Annotated in this window: 19 protein-coding genes; 11 read left to right on the top strand and 8 right to left on the bottom strand. The window is 43.6% G+C overall.

Annotated features, from left to right (window positions below; genetic code table 11):
• The first annotated feature begins 168 nt into the window (after window positions 1–168).
• The 3 genes from AC6CHI_RS14335 (at window position 169) to AC6CHI_RS14345 (ending at window position 1,968) form a co-directional block, all read left to right on the top strand.
• On the top strand, window positions 169–549 hold the full coding sequence (locus tag AC6CHI_RS14335) for a SpoIIAA family protein (protein ID WP_498122083.1): 381 nt from the start codon (window positions 169–171) through the stop codon (window positions 547–549).
• A gap of 125 nt (window positions 550–674) precedes the next feature.
• Window positions 675–1,505: a class I SAM-dependent methyltransferase gene (locus AC6CHI_RS14340; protein WP_498122085.1), complete on the top strand. Its 831-nt coding sequence runs from the start codon at window positions 675–677 to the stop codon at window positions 1,503–1,505.
• 151 nt (window positions 1,506–1,656) lie between these two features.
• On the top strand, window positions 1,657–1,968 hold the full coding sequence (locus tag AC6CHI_RS14345) for an ankyrin repeat domain-containing protein (RefSeq protein WP_498122087.1): 312 nt from the start codon (window positions 1,657–1,659) through the stop codon (window positions 1,966–1,968).
• A gap of 64 nt (window positions 1,969–2,032) precedes the next feature.
• Here AC6CHI_RS14345 and AC6CHI_RS14350 read toward each other — a convergent pair whose 3' ends face one another.
• On the bottom strand, window positions 2,033–2,518 hold the full coding sequence (locus tag AC6CHI_RS14350) for a lytic transglycosylase domain-containing protein (protein WP_498122089.1): 486 nt from the start codon (window positions 2,516–2,518) through the stop codon (window positions 2,033–2,035).
• A gap of 527 nt (window positions 2,519–3,045) precedes the next feature.
• A complete protein-coding gene (locus AC6CHI_RS14355; RefSeq protein WP_458893176.1) occupies window positions 3,046–3,723 on the bottom strand; it encodes a TIGR04219 family outer membrane beta-barrel protein in 678 nt (225 codons plus the stop codon).
• A gap of 784 nt (window positions 3,724–4,507) precedes the next feature.
• Between AC6CHI_RS14355 and AC6CHI_RS14360 the strand changes: the two genes are divergently transcribed.
• The 3 genes from AC6CHI_RS14360 (at window position 4,508) to zupT (ending at window position 7,039) form a co-directional block, all read left to right on the top strand.
• Complete coding sequence (locus tag AC6CHI_RS14360; RefSeq protein ID WP_498122091.1) at window positions 4,508–5,986, top strand: sodium-dependent transporter; 1,479 nt, start codon at window positions 4,508–4,510, stop codon at window positions 5,984–5,986.
• 10 nt (window positions 5,987–5,996) lie between these two features.
• Entirely contained in the window at window positions 5,997–6,140 is a 144-nt protein-coding gene (locus AC6CHI_RS14365; RefSeq protein ID WP_498122093.1) for a methionine/alanine import family NSS transporter small subunit, read from the top strand.
• Between the two features lie 89 nt (window positions 6,141–6,229).
• Entirely contained in the window at window positions 6,230–7,039 is an 810-nt protein-coding gene (zupT, locus tag AC6CHI_RS14370) for a zinc transporter ZupT (RefSeq protein WP_498122250.1), read from the top strand.
• Window positions 7,040–7,087: 48 nt separating this feature from the next.
• Here zupT and rsmB read toward each other — a convergent pair whose 3' ends face one another.
• Together rsmB and fmt are read right to left on the bottom strand one after the other, a co-directional pair.
• Window positions 7,088–8,395, bottom strand: coding sequence for a 16S rRNA (cytosine(967)-C(5))-methyltransferase RsmB (gene rsmB / locus AC6CHI_RS14375; protein WP_498122095.1), 1,308 nt, complete (start codon window positions 8,393–8,395; stop codon window positions 7,088–7,090).
• The gene (fmt, locus tag AC6CHI_RS14380; RefSeq protein ID WP_498122096.1) at window positions 8,395–9,354 is read right to left on the bottom strand and encodes a methionyl-tRNA formyltransferase; all 960 of its coding nucleotides are present in this window, start codon (window positions 9,352–9,354) and stop codon (window positions 8,395–8,397) included. The genes rsmB and fmt overlap by 1 nt, the downstream gene beginning before the upstream one ends.
• A 415-nt stretch (window positions 9,355–9,769) precedes the next feature.
• On the opposite strand from fmt, the gene ilvD (AC6CHI_RS14385) reads away from it, so the two are divergent.
• From ilvD (AC6CHI_RS14385) to AC6CHI_RS14405, 5 genes are all read left to right on the top strand, one after another.
• Window positions 9,770–11,599, top strand: coding sequence for a dihydroxy-acid dehydratase (gene ilvD, locus AC6CHI_RS14385; RefSeq protein ID WP_498122098.1), 1,830 nt, complete (start codon window positions 9,770–9,772; stop codon window positions 11,597–11,599).
• A gap of 342 nt (window positions 11,600–11,941) precedes the next feature.
• Window positions 11,942–13,627 (top strand): dihydroxy-acid dehydratase, encoded by a 1,686-nt coding sequence (gene ilvD, locus AC6CHI_RS14390; RefSeq protein WP_498122099.1) that lies wholly within the window; start codon window positions 11,942–11,944, stop codon window positions 13,625–13,627.
• A 150-nt stretch (window positions 13,628–13,777) separates the two neighbouring features.
• Complete coding sequence (locus AC6CHI_RS14395; RefSeq protein ID WP_498122100.1) at window positions 13,778–15,115, top strand: hypothetical protein; 1,338 nt, start codon at window positions 13,778–13,780, stop codon at window positions 15,113–15,115.
• On the top strand, window positions 15,096–15,383 hold the full coding sequence (locus AC6CHI_RS14400; protein ID WP_458893168.1) for a chorismate mutase: 288 nt from the start codon (window positions 15,096–15,098) through the stop codon (window positions 15,381–15,383). Before AC6CHI_RS14395 ends, AC6CHI_RS14400 begins: the two co-directional genes overlap by 20 nt.
• A gap of 117 nt (window positions 15,384–15,500) precedes the next feature.
• Entirely contained in the window at window positions 15,501–16,649 is a 1,149-nt protein-coding gene (locus AC6CHI_RS14405; RefSeq protein WP_498122101.1) for an acetyltransferase domain-containing protein, read from the top strand.
• Window positions 16,650–16,712: 63 nt separating this feature from the next.
• Here AC6CHI_RS14405 and AC6CHI_RS14410 read toward each other — a convergent pair whose 3' ends face one another.
• From AC6CHI_RS14410 to ribF, 4 genes are all read right to left on the bottom strand, one after another.
• Window positions 16,713–17,195, bottom strand: a complete 483-nt coding sequence (locus tag AC6CHI_RS14410; protein WP_498122103.1) for an FKBP-type peptidyl-prolyl cis-trans isomerase — start codon at window positions 17,193–17,195, stop codon at window positions 16,713–16,715.
• On the bottom strand, window positions 17,188–17,730 hold the full coding sequence (gene lspA, locus AC6CHI_RS14415; RefSeq protein WP_458893165.1) for a signal peptidase II: 543 nt from the start codon (window positions 17,728–17,730) through the stop codon (window positions 17,188–17,190). Before lspA ends, AC6CHI_RS14410 begins: the two co-directional genes overlap by 8 nt.
• Window positions 17,723–20,569, bottom strand: coding sequence for an isoleucine--tRNA ligase (gene ileS, locus AC6CHI_RS14420; protein ID WP_498122104.1), 2,847 nt, complete (start codon window positions 20,567–20,569; stop codon window positions 17,723–17,725). The genes lspA and ileS overlap by 8 nt, the downstream gene beginning before the upstream one ends.
• A gap of 63 nt (window positions 20,570–20,632) precedes the next feature.
• The gene (gene ribF, locus AC6CHI_RS14425; protein ID WP_498122105.1) at window positions 20,633–21,634 is read right to left on the bottom strand and encodes a riboflavin biosynthesis protein RibF; all 1,002 of its coding nucleotides are present in this window, start codon (window positions 21,632–21,634) and stop codon (window positions 20,633–20,635) included.
• Window positions 21,635–21,699 lie beyond the last annotated feature (65 nt).

A 21,699-nucleotide genomic window follows, 5' to 3' on the forward strand; every position in this document is an offset into this window, starting at 1 on the left:
TGGAAAAAATAAGGAAATTAAGACGAATACAGAATTAAAACCCGTTGTAACTAGAATAACTCCATAAAAAGACGGAAAAAGAGCAAAATTAATGAGTGAAAGGTTTTGCTATCTTATTTTCTATATTTTTCATGCTGTATTAGGACATATTAGAACGAGGTGGTTGCTATGAGTAAAGAGCATCACGGAATTACGATAGCTATTGAGACTATCGATTCAGAGTCAATTTGGATATTCAAAGTTACTGGAAAGTTAACCCATCATGATTATGAGCAAATTATTCCTGTTTTGGAGTCTAGCCTTAAAGATATCAACTCTGAACATATCAAAATGCTAGTTGATATAACTGATTTTTCAGGATGGGAACCACGAGCAGTTTGGGATGATTTTAAGCTGGGTTTAAAAATTGGTTTTAACATAGATAAAGTCGCAATCTATGGTGATCAAAAATGGCAGGAATTGGCGGCTAAGATTGGAAATTGGTTTATCTCTGGTGAAGTGAAGTTTTTCGATGATTATCAATCTGCTCATAAGTGGTTATTAGATTGATATAATTGAATTTTTATTAAAATGATTAGACTGATCTTTTTAGTAACATTGAGATTTTAAAAAAAATGGCATGATTTAAGTCAGTTGTGAAGAAAAGTGAACATTTTGATGAGGAGGTCTCATCGATGAAATCAGATGTCAATAATGTCATTCAGACGCATTATACTCGTATAAACTTGGGTGAGATTATCTTAGCTGCACTCGAAAAAGCAGGAAAAGATGTTCACTGTCTAACACCTGAGGATTTAGCCCCGATTGATGAATTTCATATTCGTGGAAGAGCTGCAACACTCGAATTAGCACGAGCAGTCGGGCTTGAAAAAAGCATGCATGTCCTTGATGTTGGTAGTGGTATTGGCGGAACGTCACGTTGTTTAGCTGAAGCTTTTGGCTGTCATGTTACAGGTATCGATTTGACAGAAGAATACTGTCAGGCTGCCGAGATGCTTTCTGCCCGAACAAACCTTCAGCATCTTGTTGATTTTCATCAAGGTGATGCAACTGAACTGCCATTTGCTGATCAAACCTTTGATGTTGTTTGGACTGAACATGTAGCGATGAACATTCCAGATAAGGCGCAGCTCTATAAAGAAATGTACAGAGTACTAAAGTCAGGTGGGACACTTGCGATTTATGATGTTCTTGCTGGTCCATCTGGGGAAGTGCTTTTTCCTGTACCTTGGGCAAAAACACAAGAGAGTAGCTTTTTGGTTGAGCCTGCTGAACTTCGTCAACTCTTGGTTGATGTTGGATTTACGATTCAAGATTGGTCGGATAGCACAGATGCAGCACGTAAATGGTTTGTGACACTTGCTGACAAGATTAAAAATGAAGGTTTAGCACCTCTTGGATTTCATCTTTTACTTGGACCAGAATTTCAAGTGATGGCACAAAATCAGCGGCGAAATCTTGAAGAGGGGAGAATTATTCTTGTACAAGTGATCGCAAAGAAATAGGTACTATCAAAGACAAGTTTAGGGTTGCTAGACATATTGGCGGTAAGCTTATTTTTAACCTTAGAAATTGATTCAATTTCCCTGTAGAACAGACATGAAATTTAGGTTCTAATTGTGATCTGAGAGCTACAATAAATAACGGTTATATCCTATGAAACTTAACTCTTTCTCACCAATCCCCGAAGATGATGAAGAACTTCATCTCCCAGAGCTTGTGTATTGGTCGTCTTTAGGTGATGCCGATCAAGTGCAACAATTATTACTTGATGGTGCTGATCCGAATCAAGCTGATGAAGATGGCTATAGTGCACTGCAAGCTGCAGCGGAGAATGATCATTTGGAGGTAGTGAAATTATTGGTCAGCAAAGGGGCGAGAATCGACTACCGATCCGAATATACTGCGCTTGAACTTGCAGAAATGGCTGAAAATAAAGCCATAATCGAGTATTTAAAAAGTTTATAAATGAAGAATTTTGAAAATAAGCCCAATTTCAAATTGGGCTTATAATCTTTAATAAAGATTAAATTTATAGTGATCCTTTTAATTTTTCTTCGTGTTGTTTGACTTGTTTGGCGTATTTTTTGCCCTGGCGGCGCATCTTCCAGCTTGATTCGTAACCAGTTGGCCCTACGTTATAGTAGGCAAGGGCTTTCTTCCAGCTTCCTGCAGATTGATTATATTTCGCCAAAATGTAAGTGCCACAATTAATATTACTGGCTTCATCAAATAAATCTCCAGGACACACTTGTTGCCAATATGTCGGCATGACCTGCGTTAATCCGACTGCACCAGCGGGTGAAATTGCATAATTGCGGTAACTTGATTCTTGCCGAATCATCGCGGCAATCAGTAAAGGATCGACCTGATATTGATCTGCACTTTGCACAATCATCGGTGCCACACGGTTTGCTGTTGTCGAGTCGACAGCGAAGGCCTTTTGAATGCCTGAAGATAGCTTGCCTGCACGCTTTTCAACAGAATTTCCCCCCAAACTAGAGCATCCGACCAGCATTAAAAGGCTGCAAGATAAAATGCCAACTTTAATTTCCGAAGATCTTGTTAGGGCAGTGGTATGTGTGAAGCTTTGTGAGCGTGACAAAATATTTTCCAGATTTAATTCAAATGATAAGGATGTTAGGCAGTGCCATATACTGCGTCAATATGAATTATTTTAATGAATTACAGCATTATGTAATTGATATGAGATGCCTTGAGCTTGATGAATTTTACATAGCGCGCTTTGTGCAAGAAAGAAAAGCCCCGTCATCCTGACAGGGATTTCTATATGCGGTGTTAGTCATCAACTGCTGTCAATTACGACCCTTCCTGCGATTTTTATGTTTATTTCATGAGACGTCCTGTCTCTGTATTTTTTCATTTTAATTCATTGATCATGCTGATAATAGGTGAAAATCTCCAGAGTTATCGTAAGTAAAAGCTTACATGGCACGATCATTTGGGTGTGAGCTTGGGATAAATGTAATCGCCAAAAAAAAAGCTGAATGTGCAACATTCAGCTTTTATTCTTTATTCAGGTGATTAGAAGTGCGCATCTAAACCAATATATGGACCTTTAAATTCAAGTTTGATGTCGCTATGGTCATAGTCATCTAAATCAACCGTAAAAATACGGTAACCTGCTTTAAGCCCGACATCGACCAACATCGTGTCAATGAAGTTGTATTGGATTTCAGCCAAAGCATCGGTTAATTGTGCATCATCAAAGTTGCTATAGGTTAATTCCGCCTTAGCACTTAAACCCGTCCAAGGAAATTTGCCGCCTACTGTACCGTAAAGAATAGGATAGGTTTCATCAATATTCGTACGTTTACTTAAACTGTTGATATGACCATTTAAGGTTGTTGCACCTGCACCGATATCAAGGTCGACCACATTATCTAAAATTTCGTAATAGAGAATGAAGTCAGCATGATCAAGATCGAGATCATAAGCATTATTTTTGGTTTGCGTATCCAAATTGACATAGCGAATTTTGGCATTTGGAATAATTGGTACGGGATGTTCAAAAGCCACTGAGAATTGCACCGCGCCATCATTGTCTAATTTCTCTTCTGTACCAGGCACAGAATTGGTCATTTCAGCATGACCATCATAAGCCCAATAACTTACATCACCTTTGAGAGCGATTAAGTCGGCTTGTGCTAAGCCACTTAATCCTAGGCCTAATGTCAATAATCCTGCTTGTACTGCTTTCATACTTTTATCCTAAATTGTGTTGTGTCTTGGTGTTAGAAAAGTTTTAAAAAATAGTCTTTCAGTTGTATTTCAGAGCATCATATAGCGATGTGATGCAAGATGCAGTAGTCAAAATGCTATTTTGCGTAAAGGAACAGATGGATGGTTCTTCAATTTGAGAAGTAAAATAAGTTTTAATATAAAAATCAGAAGTTTGTCGCAAAATAAATTCTGTGAGTCTAGAGATGAAGCCCGATTAAAATGATCTGAAGAGGAGAGGCTGAGTGGCGGATCAGCTCAATTTTAATGGTATGCATTGCGGAATAGTTGCAAAAGCGGAAACAACGCAATCATTTCTTGAAAACTAAGCTGAGTGGATAAATGGCTACACAAAGCAGATTCACTTGGGATAAGAAATAGTGGAAAAAATAGGAGAATTTTCTCGTTTTTTAAAGTTCTTGCTTTTTTTACTTTGTTAACCTATTTTAAAAAATAGATCACTTGAAGAGCTATATTTTGATCAATTGATTAAAAATAGAATATAAAAGCATGATCTTTCATCCAGAAATTACAGCAAAAAATAACAAAAGTGGGTATTGTTCAATTATTAAGAGGTGAAAAAAATCCAGAAGACTTTAACCAAGATTTTGTGTGCATTTCATCTGTTTGCAATTTAGAACGAGACACTCAAAAGGTGGAAGCTAAATCAAACAATAAAAAGATTTTTGAATGGTATTTTTTTGCTTGCCATATTAATCCGTATAACAAGCAGCAATAAAAATACCCCAAGGTTTAGGTGTGTTTCATGGCAGATTCTCGTGAAAACTGGACGTCACGATCTGGTTTTATTATTGCAGCCGTAGGTTCGGCTGTTGGTTTAGGTAATATTTGGCGCTTTCCTTACGTTGCGTATGAAAATGGCGGCGGTGCGTTTCTTATTCCTTATTTACTTGCATTGATTACTGCAGGTCTACCGTTATTATTCTTAGACTATGCCGTTGGGCATCGTAGCAACAATTCTCCACCAAAAGCCTATCGCTCTCTGTTCAAGGGCGGTGAGACCTTAGGCTGGTGGCAAGTATGTGTGTGTATCATTATTGGTTTGTACTATGCCAGCGTACTGACTTGGGCGGGAAGTTATGTGTATTTCTCGATTGGTCAGGCATGGGGTAATGATCCTGAAAGCTTTTTCTTCAGCACCTACTTACAGACTTCCAAGGCAGCAGGGATTGATTTCCAATTTGTCAGTCATTTATTCTGGCCAATCGTTGGAATTTGGGCACTCACACTGATTATTTTATTTGGTGGTGTGAAGAAAGGGGTAGAGCTGTCTAACAAAATCTTTATGCCTTTGTTATTCGTATTGTTCTCTTTCCTTGTGATTCAAGCTTTACGTTTGCCAGGTGCAGCACAAGGTTTAAATGCTTTCTTTACCCCAAATTGGGCGGGATTATTAGACTATAAAGTGTGGTTAGCTGCCTATGGTCATACCTTCTTCTCGCTTTCAGTCGGTTTCGGTATTATGGTGACGTATTCATCATATCTAAAACCAAAAACCAATTTAACGGGTTCAGGTTTAATCGTTGGCTTTGCCAATGCTTCTACTGAAATTCTCGCAGGTATTGGTATCTTTGCAGCATTGGGCTTTATGGCACATGCGGCTGGCACAGAAGTTAAAGATGTTGTCAGTGGCGGTATTGGTCTGGCATTTATTGCATTCCCTAAAATTATCTCGAGCTTAGGAGCAGGTGCGGACTTATTCGGTTTCTTATTCTTCTCGTCACTGTTTGTAGCGGGTATTTCTTCGATGGTCAGTATTTTGGAAGTTCCAATTGCGGCTATGCAAGATAAATTGAAATGGAGCCGTGCCAAAGCTGTATCGATTGTGGGTGGTGGTAGTGCATTAGTTTCGATCAGTATTTTCTCTAGTGTTAATGCCATTAAACTGGTTGATATTATTGATCACTTCATCAATAACATTGGTATTGTTGGCGGTGCATTAGCTTCAATTATCTGTATTGCTTGGTTTAAGCGTTCTGCATTGATTGAATTACGTGATCATGTGAACCGTATTTCGACCATTCAATTAGGTAAAGGCTGGGCATTTACATTAACTGTAATTACCACTTTGATTTTAATTACTACACTAAGCATGACCCTGTTCAACTTAGTGAAGAATGGTTACGACACTTATAGCATGAGCTTGCAAGGTGTATTTGGATGGGGCAGCGTGATTTTCTGTGCTGTTGTAGCAATCGTGCTCAGTAAAATGAAAGATCGATAGGAGAATAAGTATGAATACTTCTGCAATCATTATGATGATTATTTCGATCGTATTTTTATGGGGTGGATTGGCGCTCTCTATCGCCCATCTTATGAAACATCCTGAAGATTTGGATGATGTGCTGGAAGAAGTGAAAGACCAGCACACCTTATAAATAAATTGTTTCAGTAAATACTGAGCATATGCAAATGAAAGCCATTATCATTTAAGATAATGGCTTTCTTATTTTTAGAGCATGGCGGTATGGATCCTCTCTTGCCGTATCAGGTGTGGATCGCCTTTGGCGTGACTTTTCTTGCGGGACTGGCAACGGTTTTGGGAGGTGCACTGGTTTTGTTCTTTAAAAAACCCAGTTATCGTATTCTCTCTTTTGGTTTGGCATTTTCTGCTGGGGCGATGATTTATGTGTCCTTGACCGAAATTCTGAACAAATCCATCCAGTCCTTTACTCAAGCCTTTGATGACAAAACGGGCTATGCCTTAGGGACTTTATCCTTATTGCTCGGGGTCATTCTGGTCCTGATTTTAGATCGTTGTATTCCTAATCCGCATGAAACCATCGAAGAACAAAGTGCGCATGGCATTAACCAGCAACAATTGTTACGGACGGGATTACTGACCTTATTTGCCATTACGGCACATAATTTTCCTGAAGGATTGGCCACATTTTTCGCAACCTTGGAAAGTCCTGCATTGGGAGCACCGCTTGCTGTGGCCATAGCAATTCATAATATTCCGGAAGGGATTGCGATTGCTTTGCCTGTCTACATGGCAACACAGAAAAAAAGCTCGGCCTTAATCGCGAGTTTTGTTTCCGGTTTAGCTGAACCTTTAGGGGCGATGATCGGTTATTTTATTTTGGCACCGTATTTGAGTTTCAGTGTTTATGGGGCGGTGTTTGGCCTGATTGGCGGGGTGATGGTGTATTTGGCATTGGATGAACTGCTACCGACCGCGAAAAAATATGCACGAGGGCATGAAACCGTCTATGGTTTGGTTACCGGGATGGCATGTTTAGCGCTGAGTCTGGTGCTGTTTAAGTTTTTGAGTTAATGCAGTAATAAGGAAACAGAAGACTGAGCTTCTGTTTCCTTGTCTGGTTTAGGCAGTTTTTTCGATTAAGCAATAATAAAAACCATCGCCATGCCCTATTTGTGGGAACAATTGGCGACCATGAATCTGCTCAATCCCCCAATCGGCATTAATTTTAATTTCTTTAGCATCAATATGTTTGGCAAAGAAATCGACCATTTGCTGTTCATTTTCTGCTTTTAAAATTGAACAGGTAATGTAGAGCAATGTGCCGCCCACTTTGAGTTGTTGCCACATATTTTCAAGAATCTGCTTTTGGAGCTCAACGGTTTGGGCAATATCACTCGATTGACGTAGTAAACGAATATCGGGATGACGACGGATCACGCCAATGGCGGAACAAGGGGCATCGAGGACGATACAATCGGCAAGTTCAGGCGATGTCCATTTCACTGCATCGGCAGTGATAATTTCCACTGGCTCTTCGCTTAAAGCCAAACGTTCTAAGTTTTCAGCGACACGTTTTAAGCGTTTTTCATCTTGGTCGAGGGCGATCAGTTTTCTAGGCTGATATTTCTCTAAAATATGCGCTGTTTTGCCCCCAGGTGCTGCACAGGCATCAATCACAAATTTGCCATTTAAGTCGGGCAACAAGGTTGCACAGAGTTGCGCATGTTCATCCTGTACTGAAAAACCGCCCACTTCAAAACCAGGAAGGCTAGGCACATGAATACTCTCATCGAGCACAATACCGACATTAGAAAGTTCACATGCATGTGCTTCAATGCCTTCATCTTCTAAGATTTCCAAATATTCGTCACGGCTGACCTGTAAGGTATTGACGCGCAAGGTTAGGGGGGCAACTTGTTTTAGCTCATAGCTGATTTCAGCCAGTTGATCCCCCCAGTCTTTTTTCAAACGTTTGGATAACCAGCTTGGCAAATTCGAGGCTTGTTCTAAGACATCGTAGAACTGCTCTGTTTCTCGGGTTGCACGGCGCAAAATCGCATTGACCACACCACTTAAGCTTTCCATACCCAATTGTTTTGCAGCATCTACCGTTTCAGAAATCGCAGCGTGGGCGGCAACGCGAGTACACAGCAATTGGTATAGACCTACGTATAAACAGGTTTCAACCACTTGATTTTCTAATGGTTTAGACAGCAATGGTAAGGTCACCTGTTTCAGTGCATGCCATTGGCGTAAACAGCCAAGAACTAATTCATGGTACAAGGCACGGTCTTTGTCGGACACAATCGCCATGTGTTGTTGAAGCACCGATGCCAGTGATTGACCATTTTGGACCGCCAATAACGTTTTAACAACCTGAGCACGTAAGTTTAAGGTCTTACCTGAGGCGTGGGGAGATTGTTTCATTATAAAATTTGTCCAATATTCAGTTTTTGGGTTTGTAAAATTTGTACAGCATTCAGTGGCTTGCCACCTGGCCATTGTAACGTTGTGAGTATGATGACGGTATGATTGGCACAGGCAACATGTACACCGTGTTTATCAATCGCAATAATTTCACCCACTTGGGTCTTGTCTGTCATTTCATCTGACAAGACGGAATTCCAGACTCTTAAGTTATTTTGCTCATCGAGTGCGATAAATGCCACGGGCCATGGGTTAAAAGCACGAATATTACGATCAATGCTTATCGCGTCTTGTGACCAATCAATTTGTGCTTCAGCTTTGCTGAGTTTATGTGCATACACCGTTAAGGCTTCATCCTGCACTTCACGCTCGGCTAAATATTGTTGTAAAGTCTGTTCCGACTGCAATACCGCCACAATCGCTTCAGCACCTTGGATGGCCAATTTATCGTGCAGCGTCGCAGAGGTATCTGTGGCTTCGATTGGGCAATAGGTTTTGTACATCATGTCACCCGTATCTAGGCCTGCCGCCATTTTCATAATGGTCACCCCTGTTTCGGCATCGCCCGTAGCAATGGCACGTTGAATGGGTGCAGCACCCCGCCAGCGCGGTAACAGTGAGCCATGAATATTGAGACAGCCATATTTCGGGGTATCCAGCACCACTTGCGGCAAGATCAGACCATAAGCAGCCACCACCATCACATCAGCATTTAACTCTTTGAGCTGCTGTTGTGCGGCTAAGCCTTCTTCAGTGGAGGATTTGAAGTGTAAAGGTTGATAGACAGGTAAATCATGTTCCAGCGCCAACTGTTTTACTGCAGATGCTGTGAGCTTTTGTCCACGACCTGCTTTGCGGTCGGGTTGGGTGTATACCGCAACAATTTCATGTTCTGTTTTGAGTAAAGCAGCCAAAGCACAAGCAGCAAATTCAGGTGTACCTGCAAAGATGATTTTCACACATCAAATTCCATAGAAAATTGCGCCTATTATATGCCAAAACCAGCACCAATCCGACTGAAGAACATCTGCTGTAACATTCCAATGGCTGCTGACCTGTTTTTTTCACAAGCCCGTGGAGGCCAAGCTAGATTTGAAAACTTTTAGTTATGCAAAATTAAAAAAATATTCATGAAAGTTTTGTATTTAATTTGCCTTGCGCAGTTTATAGTAGGCTCAGTAGAGTTTTCTTTGAGATCATTTGTCGAAATATAGCCGGTATTTTGTGATGCAGCAAAGTGAAAAGCTGGTTGTCTGTTAAACACTTAAGTATGATGTTGCCTATGTTTCGACTGATTCAAGATCAAATATCAGTCTTCTTTAGCCAGAGTGAATCGCAGATTCATATCAAGCACAAACTTTGTTGGAAACGCAAATGCCTGATTATCGTTCAAAAACATCAACACATGGAAGAAATATGGCTGGCGCACGTGGTTTATGGCGCGCGACAGGTATGAAAGATGAAGATTTTGGCAAACCGATTATTGCGGTGGTCAACTCTTTTACCCAATTCGTTCCGGGCCATGTGCATCTTAAAGATTTAGGGCAGTTGGTTGCGCGTGAAATTGAAGCTGCAGGTGGTGTGGCGAAAGAGTTCAATACCATTGCGGTCGATGACGGGATTGCGATGGGGCATGATGGCATGCTGTATTCATTGCCATCACGTGATTTGATTGCCGACTCAGTTGAATACATGGTCAATGCACACTGTGCCGATGCCATGGTCTGTATTTCGAACTGTGACAAAATTACCCCAGGGATGCTGATGGCATCGATGCGTCTGAATATTCCAGTGGTGTTTGTGTCTGGCGGTCCAATGGAAGCGGGTAAAGTCAAAATCCGTGGCAATGAACACGCGATTGACTTGGTTGATGCCATGATTGTGGCGGCAGATGACAGCTTTACCGATGAAGAAGTGGCTGAATACGAACGTTCTGCATGTCCAACGTGTGGTTCATGTTCAGGCATGTTCACTGCGAACTCAATGAACTGTTTAACCGAAGCTTTGGGTCTTTCACTTCCAGGCAATGGCTCAACTTTAGCGACACATGCGAATCGTAAAAAATTATTCGAAAAAGCAGGTCAATTGATCGTTGAGATCACTAAACGCCATTACGAACAAAACGATTACAGCTTGTTACCACGTTCAATTGCCACCAAAGCAGCTTTTGAAAATGCCATGACTCTTGATATTTCTATGGGCGGTTCAACCAATACGGTTCTCCATTTGTTGGCGGCAGCGCATGAAGCTGAAGTCGACTTTACCATGACCGATATTGATCGTTTGTCACGTCAAGTACCTGTACTGTGTAAAGTGGCTCCTGCAAAGCAAGATGTTCACATGGAAGATGTCCACCGTGCGGGCGGTATTATGTCGATCTTGGGTGAGTTGGACCGTGCGGGCTTGTTAGATACGTCTGTACCGACTGTACATGAAAAAACCTTAAAAGATGCGTTGGACAAATGGGACATCATCCGCACTGAAGACGAAGAAGTGTATCAGTTCTTCCGTTCAGCACCTGGTGGTGTACCAACGCAAACGGCATTCTCACAAGATCGTTACTATTCACGTTTGGATGGCGACCGTAACAACGGTGTGATTCGTAATGCCGAACATGCGTTCTCTCAAGATGGTGGTTTAGCGGTGCTTTACGGCAACATCGCGCTGGATGGCTGTATTGTCAAAACCGCAGGGGTAGATGATTCCATCTTGAAATTCAACGGCACAGCCTGTGTTTTTGAAAGCCAAGATGCTGCGGTAGAAGCGATTCTGGGTGGAAAAATCACGGCAGGCGATGTCGTGGTGATTCGTTATGAAGGTCCACGTGGTGGTCCGGGGATGCAAGAAATGTTGTACCCAACCAGCTATTTAAAATCGAAAGGTTTGGGTAAAGACTGTGCCTTGCTCACCGATGGTCGCTTCTCTGGCGGATCTTCTGGTCTTTCGATTGGTCACGTTTCACCAGAAGCTGCTGAAGGTGGTGCCATTGGTTTGGTTGAAGATGGCGATCGTATCGAAATTGATATTCCAAATCGTAGCATTCACTTGGCCGTGGATGAGGCAACCATGGCAGCGCGCCGTGAAGCACAAGAAGCCAAAGGTTGGCAGCCAGCGGAACCGCGTCCACGTAAAGTGTCTAAAGCCTTAAAAGCTTATGCAATGCATACCACCAGCGCATCCAAAGGTGCGGTACGTGAAATTTAATTTGTAATGCTTTGACAGATTAAAAGGGCACTCCATTCGGGGTGCTTTTTTATGGGGGAATACAAATAGTACAGTCATATTGATCTTTAAGATTGGCCCGATTAGAGCGTAGAAAACTAACAAAACGCCTTTGTTTCCCCTGATATGGCATCCTGACCATACAGTGAAACAGCAAGATCTTTGTCGATTCATCCTATGAGCTGAGTTGGGTAGAAAATAAGAATAGCTGAATGGGATACATCGCAGCTGACTTTCATGTGCAGTCTACTTTCTATACAATTTAAAAAACAGAAGAAATAATCCAGACTCGCACATACGCAGCCCATGCCAAGGACCAATATAATGAGTAAAAACAATATCCGCGAACATTCGGCCCCTGTTTATGCAGGCATTGAAAATGCACCGGCACGTTCCATGATGCGTGCCACAGGCTTTCAAGATGCCGATTTTGACCGTCCTTTTATTGGGATCGCCTCGACTTGGGCCAATGTCACGCCGTGTAATATGCATATTGATGCCTTGGCTCGGGATGTAGAATCAGGTGTAAACACAGCAGGTGGCAAAGGCATTATTTTCAATACCATCACCATTTCAGATGGCATTTCCAATGGCACAGAGGGCATGAAATATTCCTTGCTGTCGCGGGAAATTATTGCGGATTCAATTGAAACCGTGGTCGCTTGCCAAGCCTATGATGCCGTGATTGCGATTGGTGGCTGTGATAAAAACATGCCAGGTTGCATTATGGGGATGGCACGCTTAAACCGTCCTGCGATTTTTATTTATGGTGGAACCATTCAACCGGGTGCAGGACATACCGATATGATTTCGGTCTTTGAAGCGGTGGGGCAATATGCCAAAGGCGAGATCAATGCCATTCAAGTCAAACAGATTGAAGAGGTGGCCTTGCCTGGTCCTGGCTCGTGTGGCGGCATGTATACCGCTAACTCCATGGCGTCTGCGATTGAAGCTCTGGGGATGAGTTTACCCGGTTCTTCTGCACAAGAAGCTATTTCTTCCGATAAGCAGCAAGATTGTCTGCGGGCAGGGGCGGCCGTGATGAATCTGCTAAAACTCGACATTAAACCACGAGACATTATGACCAAAGCGGCCTTTGAAAATGCAATTAAGGTCTTGATTGCTTTGGGAGGCTCAACCAATGGGGTGCTGCATTTAATTGCCATGGCCCATTCAGCAGGTGTCGAGTTGAGCTTGGATGATTTTGTGCGGATTGGGGCAGAAATTCCTGTGGTGGCCGATGTCCGTCCTTCGGGCAAATACCTGATGTCGGAACTGATTGCGATTGGCGGAATTCAGCCTTTGATGAAACGCATGCTCGATGCGGGCATGCTGGATGGCAGCTGTTTAACTGTCACAGGCAAAACCTTGGCTGAAAATCTGGCGGAGGTTGAGGACTATCCAGAAGGGCAGCAGATTATCCTGCCGTTTGCTGCTCCGATTAAAAAGGACTCGCATTTGGTCATTTTGAAAGGCAATTTGTCGCCCACAGGGGCTGTGGCCAAAATCACGGGAAAAGAAGGGCTGTATTTTGAAGGTCCTGCCCGAGTATTTGAGGGTGAAATCAGGGCTATGCGCGGTATTCTGGATGGTGAAGTCCAAGCCGGTGAGGTGGTGGTGATTCGAGGAGTTGGCCCCAAAGGGGGACCCGGCATGCCAGAGATGCTGAAACCGACTTCGGCCATTATTGGCAAAGGGCTGGGCAGTTCCGTTGCACTGATTACCGATGGACGCTTTTCTGGCGGCAGTCACGGCTTTGTGATTGGACATGTCACGCCAGAAGCTTATGACGGAGGACCGATTGGCTTGGTACAAAATGGCGACCGGATTTCGATTAATGCGGAAACCCGAGAAATGACTTGGCATGTCTCGGAACAAGAAAGAGCAGCACGGCAAAACCGCTGGGTCAAGCCAAAACCGAATTATACCCACGGTGCACTGGCGAAGTTTGCTAAACTCACCACTGGGGCTGAAAAGGGTGCAGTAACCGATTTAAATTTGGAACTGTAGCCTGTCGGGAAGGATTGAATATTTAGTCTTGAATTATGCTACGTTTTGCTTGAGACTTATTGTATTTTAAGACTTTCTGTTCACTGTACTGGTTATTTTTCTGCGAACTGGAAACCCTTTCATTCGCTATTTCTAGATTAGAGGCAACTCATGTCACTGTTACGCCGTTGGTTCGATCCGATCCGATCGAGATGGTTTTATCAAAAGCCAACTCGTCAAGAGGTGTTGCCTACGGAGCATGGTTTAAACATTCATTTACGTTTAGATGATGTGTATAGTTATTTGGCCGTGCAGCAGTTGCCGCAACTTGAAGAAATCTTGAGTGATGAACTTAAACCACTGAAAGTGATTATTTCCAGCCGCACGCCTGAACCTCCCAATCATATGTCGGCGCAGGAATGGCAACAGTATTGTTTGAATGATGCGCAGATCTTATCCAAGCAGCATCGCTTTAGTTTCCACGAAACCCCTGAACAGCCCTCACAAGAAGCGATTGCTCAGGCCGAAACCATTCTCAGAAATACCCCCTTGCAAGGGCAGGATTTCCTGTATTTGCTGGAAGATGTCTTCCATATGCTCTGGCAAAAGCAGTATGGCAAGTTGCGCACTTTATATGCCATGGCGAGCAAACATCATCAGGAACAGCATTTCCCAGAACGGGTGTTTAATGATGAGGCGGTACTGGCCAGTTATTTTGAATTCTCGGACCGTAAATATCATGCCGTGGATGATCTGCTACGTTTAACTCGTCGGTTAAAACGACAAAAACTGCTGATCGGCAACCCAATCTTCTTGATTAATCACATTGAATGGCGTGAGCATTTAATCAGTGATGCTGAAGAACTGAATGAGATTCAAGCCCTTGATCCTGAGCTGGATTTGTATATAGCCTTAGAAGACCCAATTTCGTGGCTGTTGCTGGCCTATATTAAGGAAGAATTGGCTGCTTACTATAATATTCAGTTGACGGTTTATCCGCTCAGTTATCATGGCCGTGACTGGTTTGACTGGAGTCTGGCGACGCGCTTGTCTCAACGTACCGAAGTGGCGTTTACCCCGTTCTGCCGTCCGACCAAAGAGTCGACCTATGCCATGGCCCAGTTGTATTACAGTGTGCCTGAAGAACAGCGGATTGAGAGCATGCACCGCATTTTGCAAGCGGTGTGGACGCAAGGGAAGGATTTGTCCTTTAAGGCACATTTTCAGGAATTACAGCATGAATTGGGCATCCTGCAATTGAGTCAAGATGACATTCAAGCCAAACTCAAAGAAAATGATGTGCTGTGTGAAATGAAGTCGCAGCCCGATTTCCCCGTACTCGAATTACGGATTGATGGGCAAAGTTATACCTTTAATAGTCTATATCGGGTCTGGATGATTGAAAGTATTTTCAGTAATGTGTTAGAAGAACAATATAAACTAGAAAATGAAGCGGAAAACTCCAGCTTAACACCAGAAGATCAAACCAATGCAGAAAGAGAAATGTGAGTCACTCGAGCAAGTTCGAGACAAAATTGATGTGATTGATCAGCACCTGATTGAATTAATTACCACCCGACAGTTTTACGTCGATCAGGCGGTACGTTTTAAACGGACTGAACATGAGGTTCAGTCGCCTGAACGGGTTGAACAGGTGATTGCCAAAGTTCGTCAGCAAGCGGAACAGAAGGGCACCGATCCTGACCTCATCGAACAGATCTATCGGGAAATGATTCAGCATTTTATTCGCCGCGAACTCAAAGAAATTCGTCCATAGACTGTATGTACATTTAGCCCATCTTACAACCTACGGACTCAGCCGTGGTTGAGGTTTCTTTTGGGTTCAAAACCGCATAGAATATGTAATATTATAACATATCTATTATATCTCATCATGTCTGCACTTTCTCAGCGCCTTCAGGCGATTGATGCACTGCGCGGTCTGGTCATTTTAATTATGATGGTAGACCATGTCCGTGAAACCTTTTATTTGCATCATCAAGTTTCCGACCCCATGAACATTGCTCAGAGCGAAACCAGTCTGTTCTTGAGTCGCCTGTTGGCGCATCTATGTGCCCCAATATTTGTGATTCTGACGGGATTATCGGCCTATTTATATCAAGCCAAGCACAATAGTCTGCGGATGACGCGTGAGTTTCTGCTGAAGCGTGGGCTATTTCTGGTGGTGCTGGAACTGCTGGTGATTAATTTTGCTTGGACAGGGCAGTTCCCTCCACAAGTGATTTATTTGCAAGTGATTTGGGCCATTGGGATCAGTATGATCGCCTTGGCGGTATTGATTGGACTGCCACAGAAAATCCTCTGGCTGATTGCGGGATTGATTATTTTTGCGCATAACCTGCTGGATCAAATCGCATTATCCCAGATTTCAATTTTGCAGCCATTTTGGCTGATCTTGCATGAGCGTGGCTGGATTGAGATTGGCGAGGTGATTAAACTGCGCACCTCTTATCCTGTATTGCCTTGGATCGGTGTGATTGTGCTGGGCTATAGTCTGGGGCAGGCTTTATTTCAGCCGAGTATCACCGAACAGCAACGCAACAAACGTTTATTGGGATTTGCCTGCGGCAGTCTAGTGTTGTTTTTTATTTTACGTAGTCTCAATGTTTATGGTGATACGGCTTGGCAGATGTTCCCAACACCGCTACAAACGCTGATGAGTTTTTTTAACCTGACCAAATATCCACCTTCTTTATTGTTTATTTTATGGAATGTTGGGGTGGGACTGCTGTTATTACTGGCTTTGGCAAAAGTGCAGCATCGGGCATGGGTACGTCCCCTGATTATTTTTGGTTCAGTACCGATGTTCTTTTATATTGTGCATTTATTGCTGTTAAAGCTGCTTTATCTCGGGGCTGTATCGCTATGGGGAAGCAATCAGGGCCATTATTTTGGGGTAGCTCAGGTCTCTACCCTTTGGTGGATTGCGATTATCCTATCCATAGGGCTTTATCCATTGATGCGCTGGTTTTCCAAATTTAAGCATCAAAACAAGCAGATTGCGCTGTTAAAATATCTTTAGTTTTTCCATGAAATAAAAAACCCTTCTTATGAGAAGGGTTTTTGGGGTTGTAAAAGCGAGCTTTTACATGAATTTCACGCCTTGCTGACCTGCAGGGGTGACTTTGAAGATTTCCACTTCAAAGGTAATATTTTTGCCCGCCAATGGATGATTAAAATCCACTTCGGTAATGTCATCCGCGACGGATTTCACCACGCCGTACAGGCTTTGTTTGGCCTTGTCTTCAAACTCGATCATGTGCCCTTCAACTGGACGCTGCTCAAATTTCACCGTGTCAAATTTCTGTACGTTTTCAGGGTTCCATGGGCCAAAAGCATCTTCTGGCGGCAGACTCACGGTACGGCGGTCACCCGCGCGTAGACCAAACAAGGCTTTTTCAAAACCAGGCAATAAACTGCCATCACCCATCACCAAGCTGACCGGTTCAGCACGGCTACGGCTATTGTCAATTTCTACACCATTTTCAATGGCGACTGAAAAATGAAGATCAACCTTTGAACCTTGTTCAATCCGGGTTTCTTCATTGGGATTCATAATTTCATTCATGATGTTGCGCATCCGCACGTTGAATTCGATGTTTTTCTAAGAAAAACGTATCTATAAGCAACAGAATGGTTCCGAGGGTAATGGCACTGTCGGCAATATTAAAGGCAGGGAAGTGACTATTGTTGTAATAGACATGAATAAAATCGACCACATAACCCAAGGTCACGCGATCAATTAAATTCCCTACAGCACCACCTAAAATCAGCGCAATCGCCATCGGTAAAATAGTGAGGTGTTTCGGCATACGCATGAGCCAAAACACAAAAATCACCGAAACCAATCCTGCAAGTGAGGTAAAGAAATAACGTTGCCAGCCGCCAGCATCGGACAAGAAACTAAAGGCTGCGCCATAGTTATGCAGTAAAGTCCAATTTAAAAAAGGCAGCACAGGTACCGGATCTGCATAATTCAAATGTGTTGAGGCAATCCACTTGGTCCATTGATCTAACACAATGGCCAAAATAGATAACCCCACCCACAGCAAATTGTGTGGGTAGAATTGAAACAGGCCCGCTTTCTGTTGTGGATTAGGCATATTTTCTCTCTTCGCCTTGACCAGTAGGGAGGTTAATAATACAACGCGCACATAAACCTGGATGTTCGTGATGTGTATTCACATCAGGAAGCACATGCCAGCAGCGCGCACATTTTTCACCTTCCGCAGCAGACACTTTCACCTGTAAACCGTCTAGATCAGATGCCTGACCTTGAGCCGTGTCAAAGGCATGTACCTGTACTTGTGAGGTAATCAGAACAAAACGCAGTTCATCGCCTAAACGATCTAACACAGTTTTCAGTTCTTGATTGGCCCAAAGCTCGACTTTGGCAGACAAGTTCGAACCCACCAGTTTTTCGTTACGTGCAACTTCAATATGCTTATTCACGGCAGACTTGACGGCAATTAGGGTTTGCCAGTCAGCTTCAGACAACAAGTTTGCTGTCGATGCCACAGGAATGTCATACCACTCTGTAGTGAACACGTATTTCTCAGTTTGTTCTGGAATGAGTGGCCATGCTTCTTGCGCGGTAAAGCTCAAGATTGGTGACATCCAACGCACAAAGGCTTGTACCAAGTGATACAACGCGGTTTGCGCTGAATGACGTGCTTGTGAATCCGCTTTGGTGGTGTACTGACGGTCTTTGATGATGTCGAGGTAGAAACCACCCAAGTCGTTAATACAGAAGTTGGTCAAGGCATTGGTGACGATATGGAAGTTCATATCTTCATAGGCCTGTTGAATGGTTTTCTGGACATCAGCGGCACGTTGCAAGATGTATTGATCGAGCGCAATCAATTGATCCACAGCTAAGGCGTCAGTTGATGGTTTGAAACCATTCAAGTTCGCCAACAAGAAACGCAGCGTGTTACGAATACGACGATAACCGTCAGAAGCACGGCTAAAGATTTCTTTACCCGCTGTCATTTCATAGCGGTAATCGGCTGAGGCAATCCAGAAACGTAAGCCGTCGGCACCCATGTCTTTAATGATGTCTTGTGGGGTAATGATGTTGCCCAAAGATTTTGACATCTTGCGGCCTTTTTCATCGACCACGAAACCATGCGTCAATAAGCCTTTGTATGGGGCACGTTGATTGATGGCTACCGAAGTCAATAAGGACGACTGGAACCAGCCACGGTGCTGGTCTGAACCTTCAAGGTACAAATCGGCTGGATCGGTCAGTTCTTCACGCTCACGCAGCACGGCATAGTGCGTTGTGCCTGAGTCGAACCAAACGTCTAAAGTGTCGCGTACGCAGTTGTACTGTTCAGCTTCGTCACCAATAAAGTCTTTGGCTTCACGGTTGTACCAGGCGTCAATGCCTTCTTGCTCAATCAGGGTGGCCACTTCTTCAATGAGTTCTGCTGTACGCGGGTGTAGCTCATTGGTGTCTTTATGCACGAAGAACGGGATTGGCACACCCCAAGTACGTTGACGCGAGATACACCAGTCTGGACGACCTTCGATCATGGCTTGAATACGGTTTTTACCCCAATCCGGGACGAAACTGATTTCGTTTTCAATCGCGTTCAAGGCACCTTGGCGTAAGCCTTTGGCATCCATGCTGATGAACCACTGCGGGGTCGCACGGAAAATAATTGGTGTTTTGTGGCGCCAGCAGTGCGGATAGCTATGCTTGATTGGCTTATGTGCCCACAATTTACCTGCATCGCCTAAAGCGGCAATGATTTGTGGGTTGGCTTTATAAATATGTTCGCCCGAAAAAATTGGAGAGCTTGGCAAGTAAACGCCATTGCCACCGACTGGGTTGTCAATGCTGAGGTTATAAGTCAAGCCGACTTTATAGTCGTCGACACCGTGTGCAGGTGCGGTATGGACTGCCCCTGTACCACTGTCGGCAGTCACGTGCTCACCTAAAATTACGGGCACTTGACGCTCAGCGATCAAGGGATGTTGCAAGCTTAAATGCTCAAGTTTGCTACCTGTGAACTCAGCCAAAACTTCAACGCTATTAAAACCATAACGTTCAGTTGCTGACTCCACTAAGTTTTTCGCCAAGATAAAGTTTTGTGGCTCTTTTTCTTCGCCACGTGCTTTCACCAACTGATACTCAAGTTCGGCATGTAAAGCCACCGCTTGGTTGGCAGGCAAGGTCCAAGGCGTGGTGGTCCAGATCACGATGTCGGTACGCTCGGCAACCGCTACGCCTAAACGTGCAGCAAGATCGGCTACATCGACAACACTAAAACCAACGTCAATCGCGTCGGATTTTTTGTCTTCATATTCCACTTCGGCTTCAGCAAGTGCCGAACCACAGTCTAAACACCAGTTCACAGGTTTCAGACCCGGTTCAATATGACCCGCTTTGGCAATTGCACCCAAAGAACGCACGATGTCTGCTTCTTGTTTGAAGTTCATGGTGAGGTAAGGATTGTCCCAATCCCCAAACACCCCCATGCGGACAAAGTCTTTCTTTTGCAGTTCAACTTGGGTGTAAGCGTACTCACGACAAGCTTTACGGAACGTTGAGGCATCGACTTTGACGCCGACTTTACCGACTTTTTCTTCGACTTTCAGTTCAATAGGCAGGCCGTGGCAGTCCCAACCTGGTACGTATGGCGCATCGAAACCGTCGAGGACACGACTTTTAATAATAATGTCTTTGAGTACTTTATTGACGGCATGGCCTAAGTGAATCTGACCATTGGCATATGGAGGGCCATCATGCAGCACATATTTTTTCTTGCCAATACGCGATGCACGAATCTGCTGATAAATGTTGTCGGCATACCACTCTTCTAACCATTTAGCTTCACGTACTGCAAGGTTTGCTTTCATTGCAAATTCAGTACCTGGGAGGTTTAGTGTGGCTTTATAATCCACTGCATTTTCAGGAGTTTGCTTATCGCTCATGCAAGATTTCTTCCAATTTAATCAGCTTTAAGACTGACGCGTTTTACATAAAATTTTCGGTATTTAAAAGGGAAAGGTTGGGTTGTTGTGACGAAACTCAAGGAGCTTCTCCACATCATCATCGATTCCCGCTTTTAGTGCTTCCAGCGAAGGGTAGTTCTTTTCACCATGTAAATAGTTCAAGAAGGTGACCCGCATTAACAAGCCATACAGATTAGCAGAAACATTAGGGAAATGTACTTCTAATCGCCACTCTGGATGTTCTTGTTGGATGGCTGGTCGTGTTCCAACGTGCCCCGCACCAAACAAAGCGTTCGCCTGATAACCCAAAACTCCTTTTTGTTCTGGGCTGTCTTGTCGCACTTTGTCTTGTAAAGAGGTGGTTTCGCAAATGACATCGACCCCATAAATCCCGTTCAGACACGGTTTATGACGGTTTAAACGGACATTAATGGTCGGAAAATCAAGGGTACGGCCAATTTGATCGCCGTATTGCACCCGCCCCGTAATACTATAAGGTCGTCCCAACAACTGGGCTGCCAGTGCCAAATCCCCGGCTTGCAGGGTTTGACGAATACGGGTTGAACTGACGCGTTCTCCATGCAGAGAAATGGTGGTCAAATTGGTGACTTGAAAACCGTAGTTACGTAGATATTCACTATTGCCTTGGCGGTTTTTGCCAAAATGGAAATCATCGCCCAGTACCAAATGTTCAGCATTGAGTTGATGTTTGAGTAAGTCGGCAAAAGCTTCTGCACTTAAACCACGGAAATAATGGTCAAATTTGGCCACGGCAATATAGTCCACCCCCAGCTCACTTAAATATTCGACTTTTTCGCGCAGTGAGGTAATACGAGGAGGTGCTTCATAACCTTGAAAAAATTCCAGCGGTTGCGGCTCAAAAATCATGACCAAGGTCTGCAGTTGTTGTTGTGCGGCCACACTTTTGAGTTGCTGAATCATGGCTTGATGCCCCAAATGCACACCGTCAAAATTACCAATCGTCACAGCGGTTTTGGGTAATTGAAAGTCTGGTGCTAAAGCATTCAGGCGGAGCAGCTTCATGGGCTAATCAATAAATGAAAAATAATCAGGCTTATATATTGCCATATTCTGTTCGTTTCGTCTTG

Source organism: Acinetobacter sp. GQ146 (assembly GCF_059758585.1).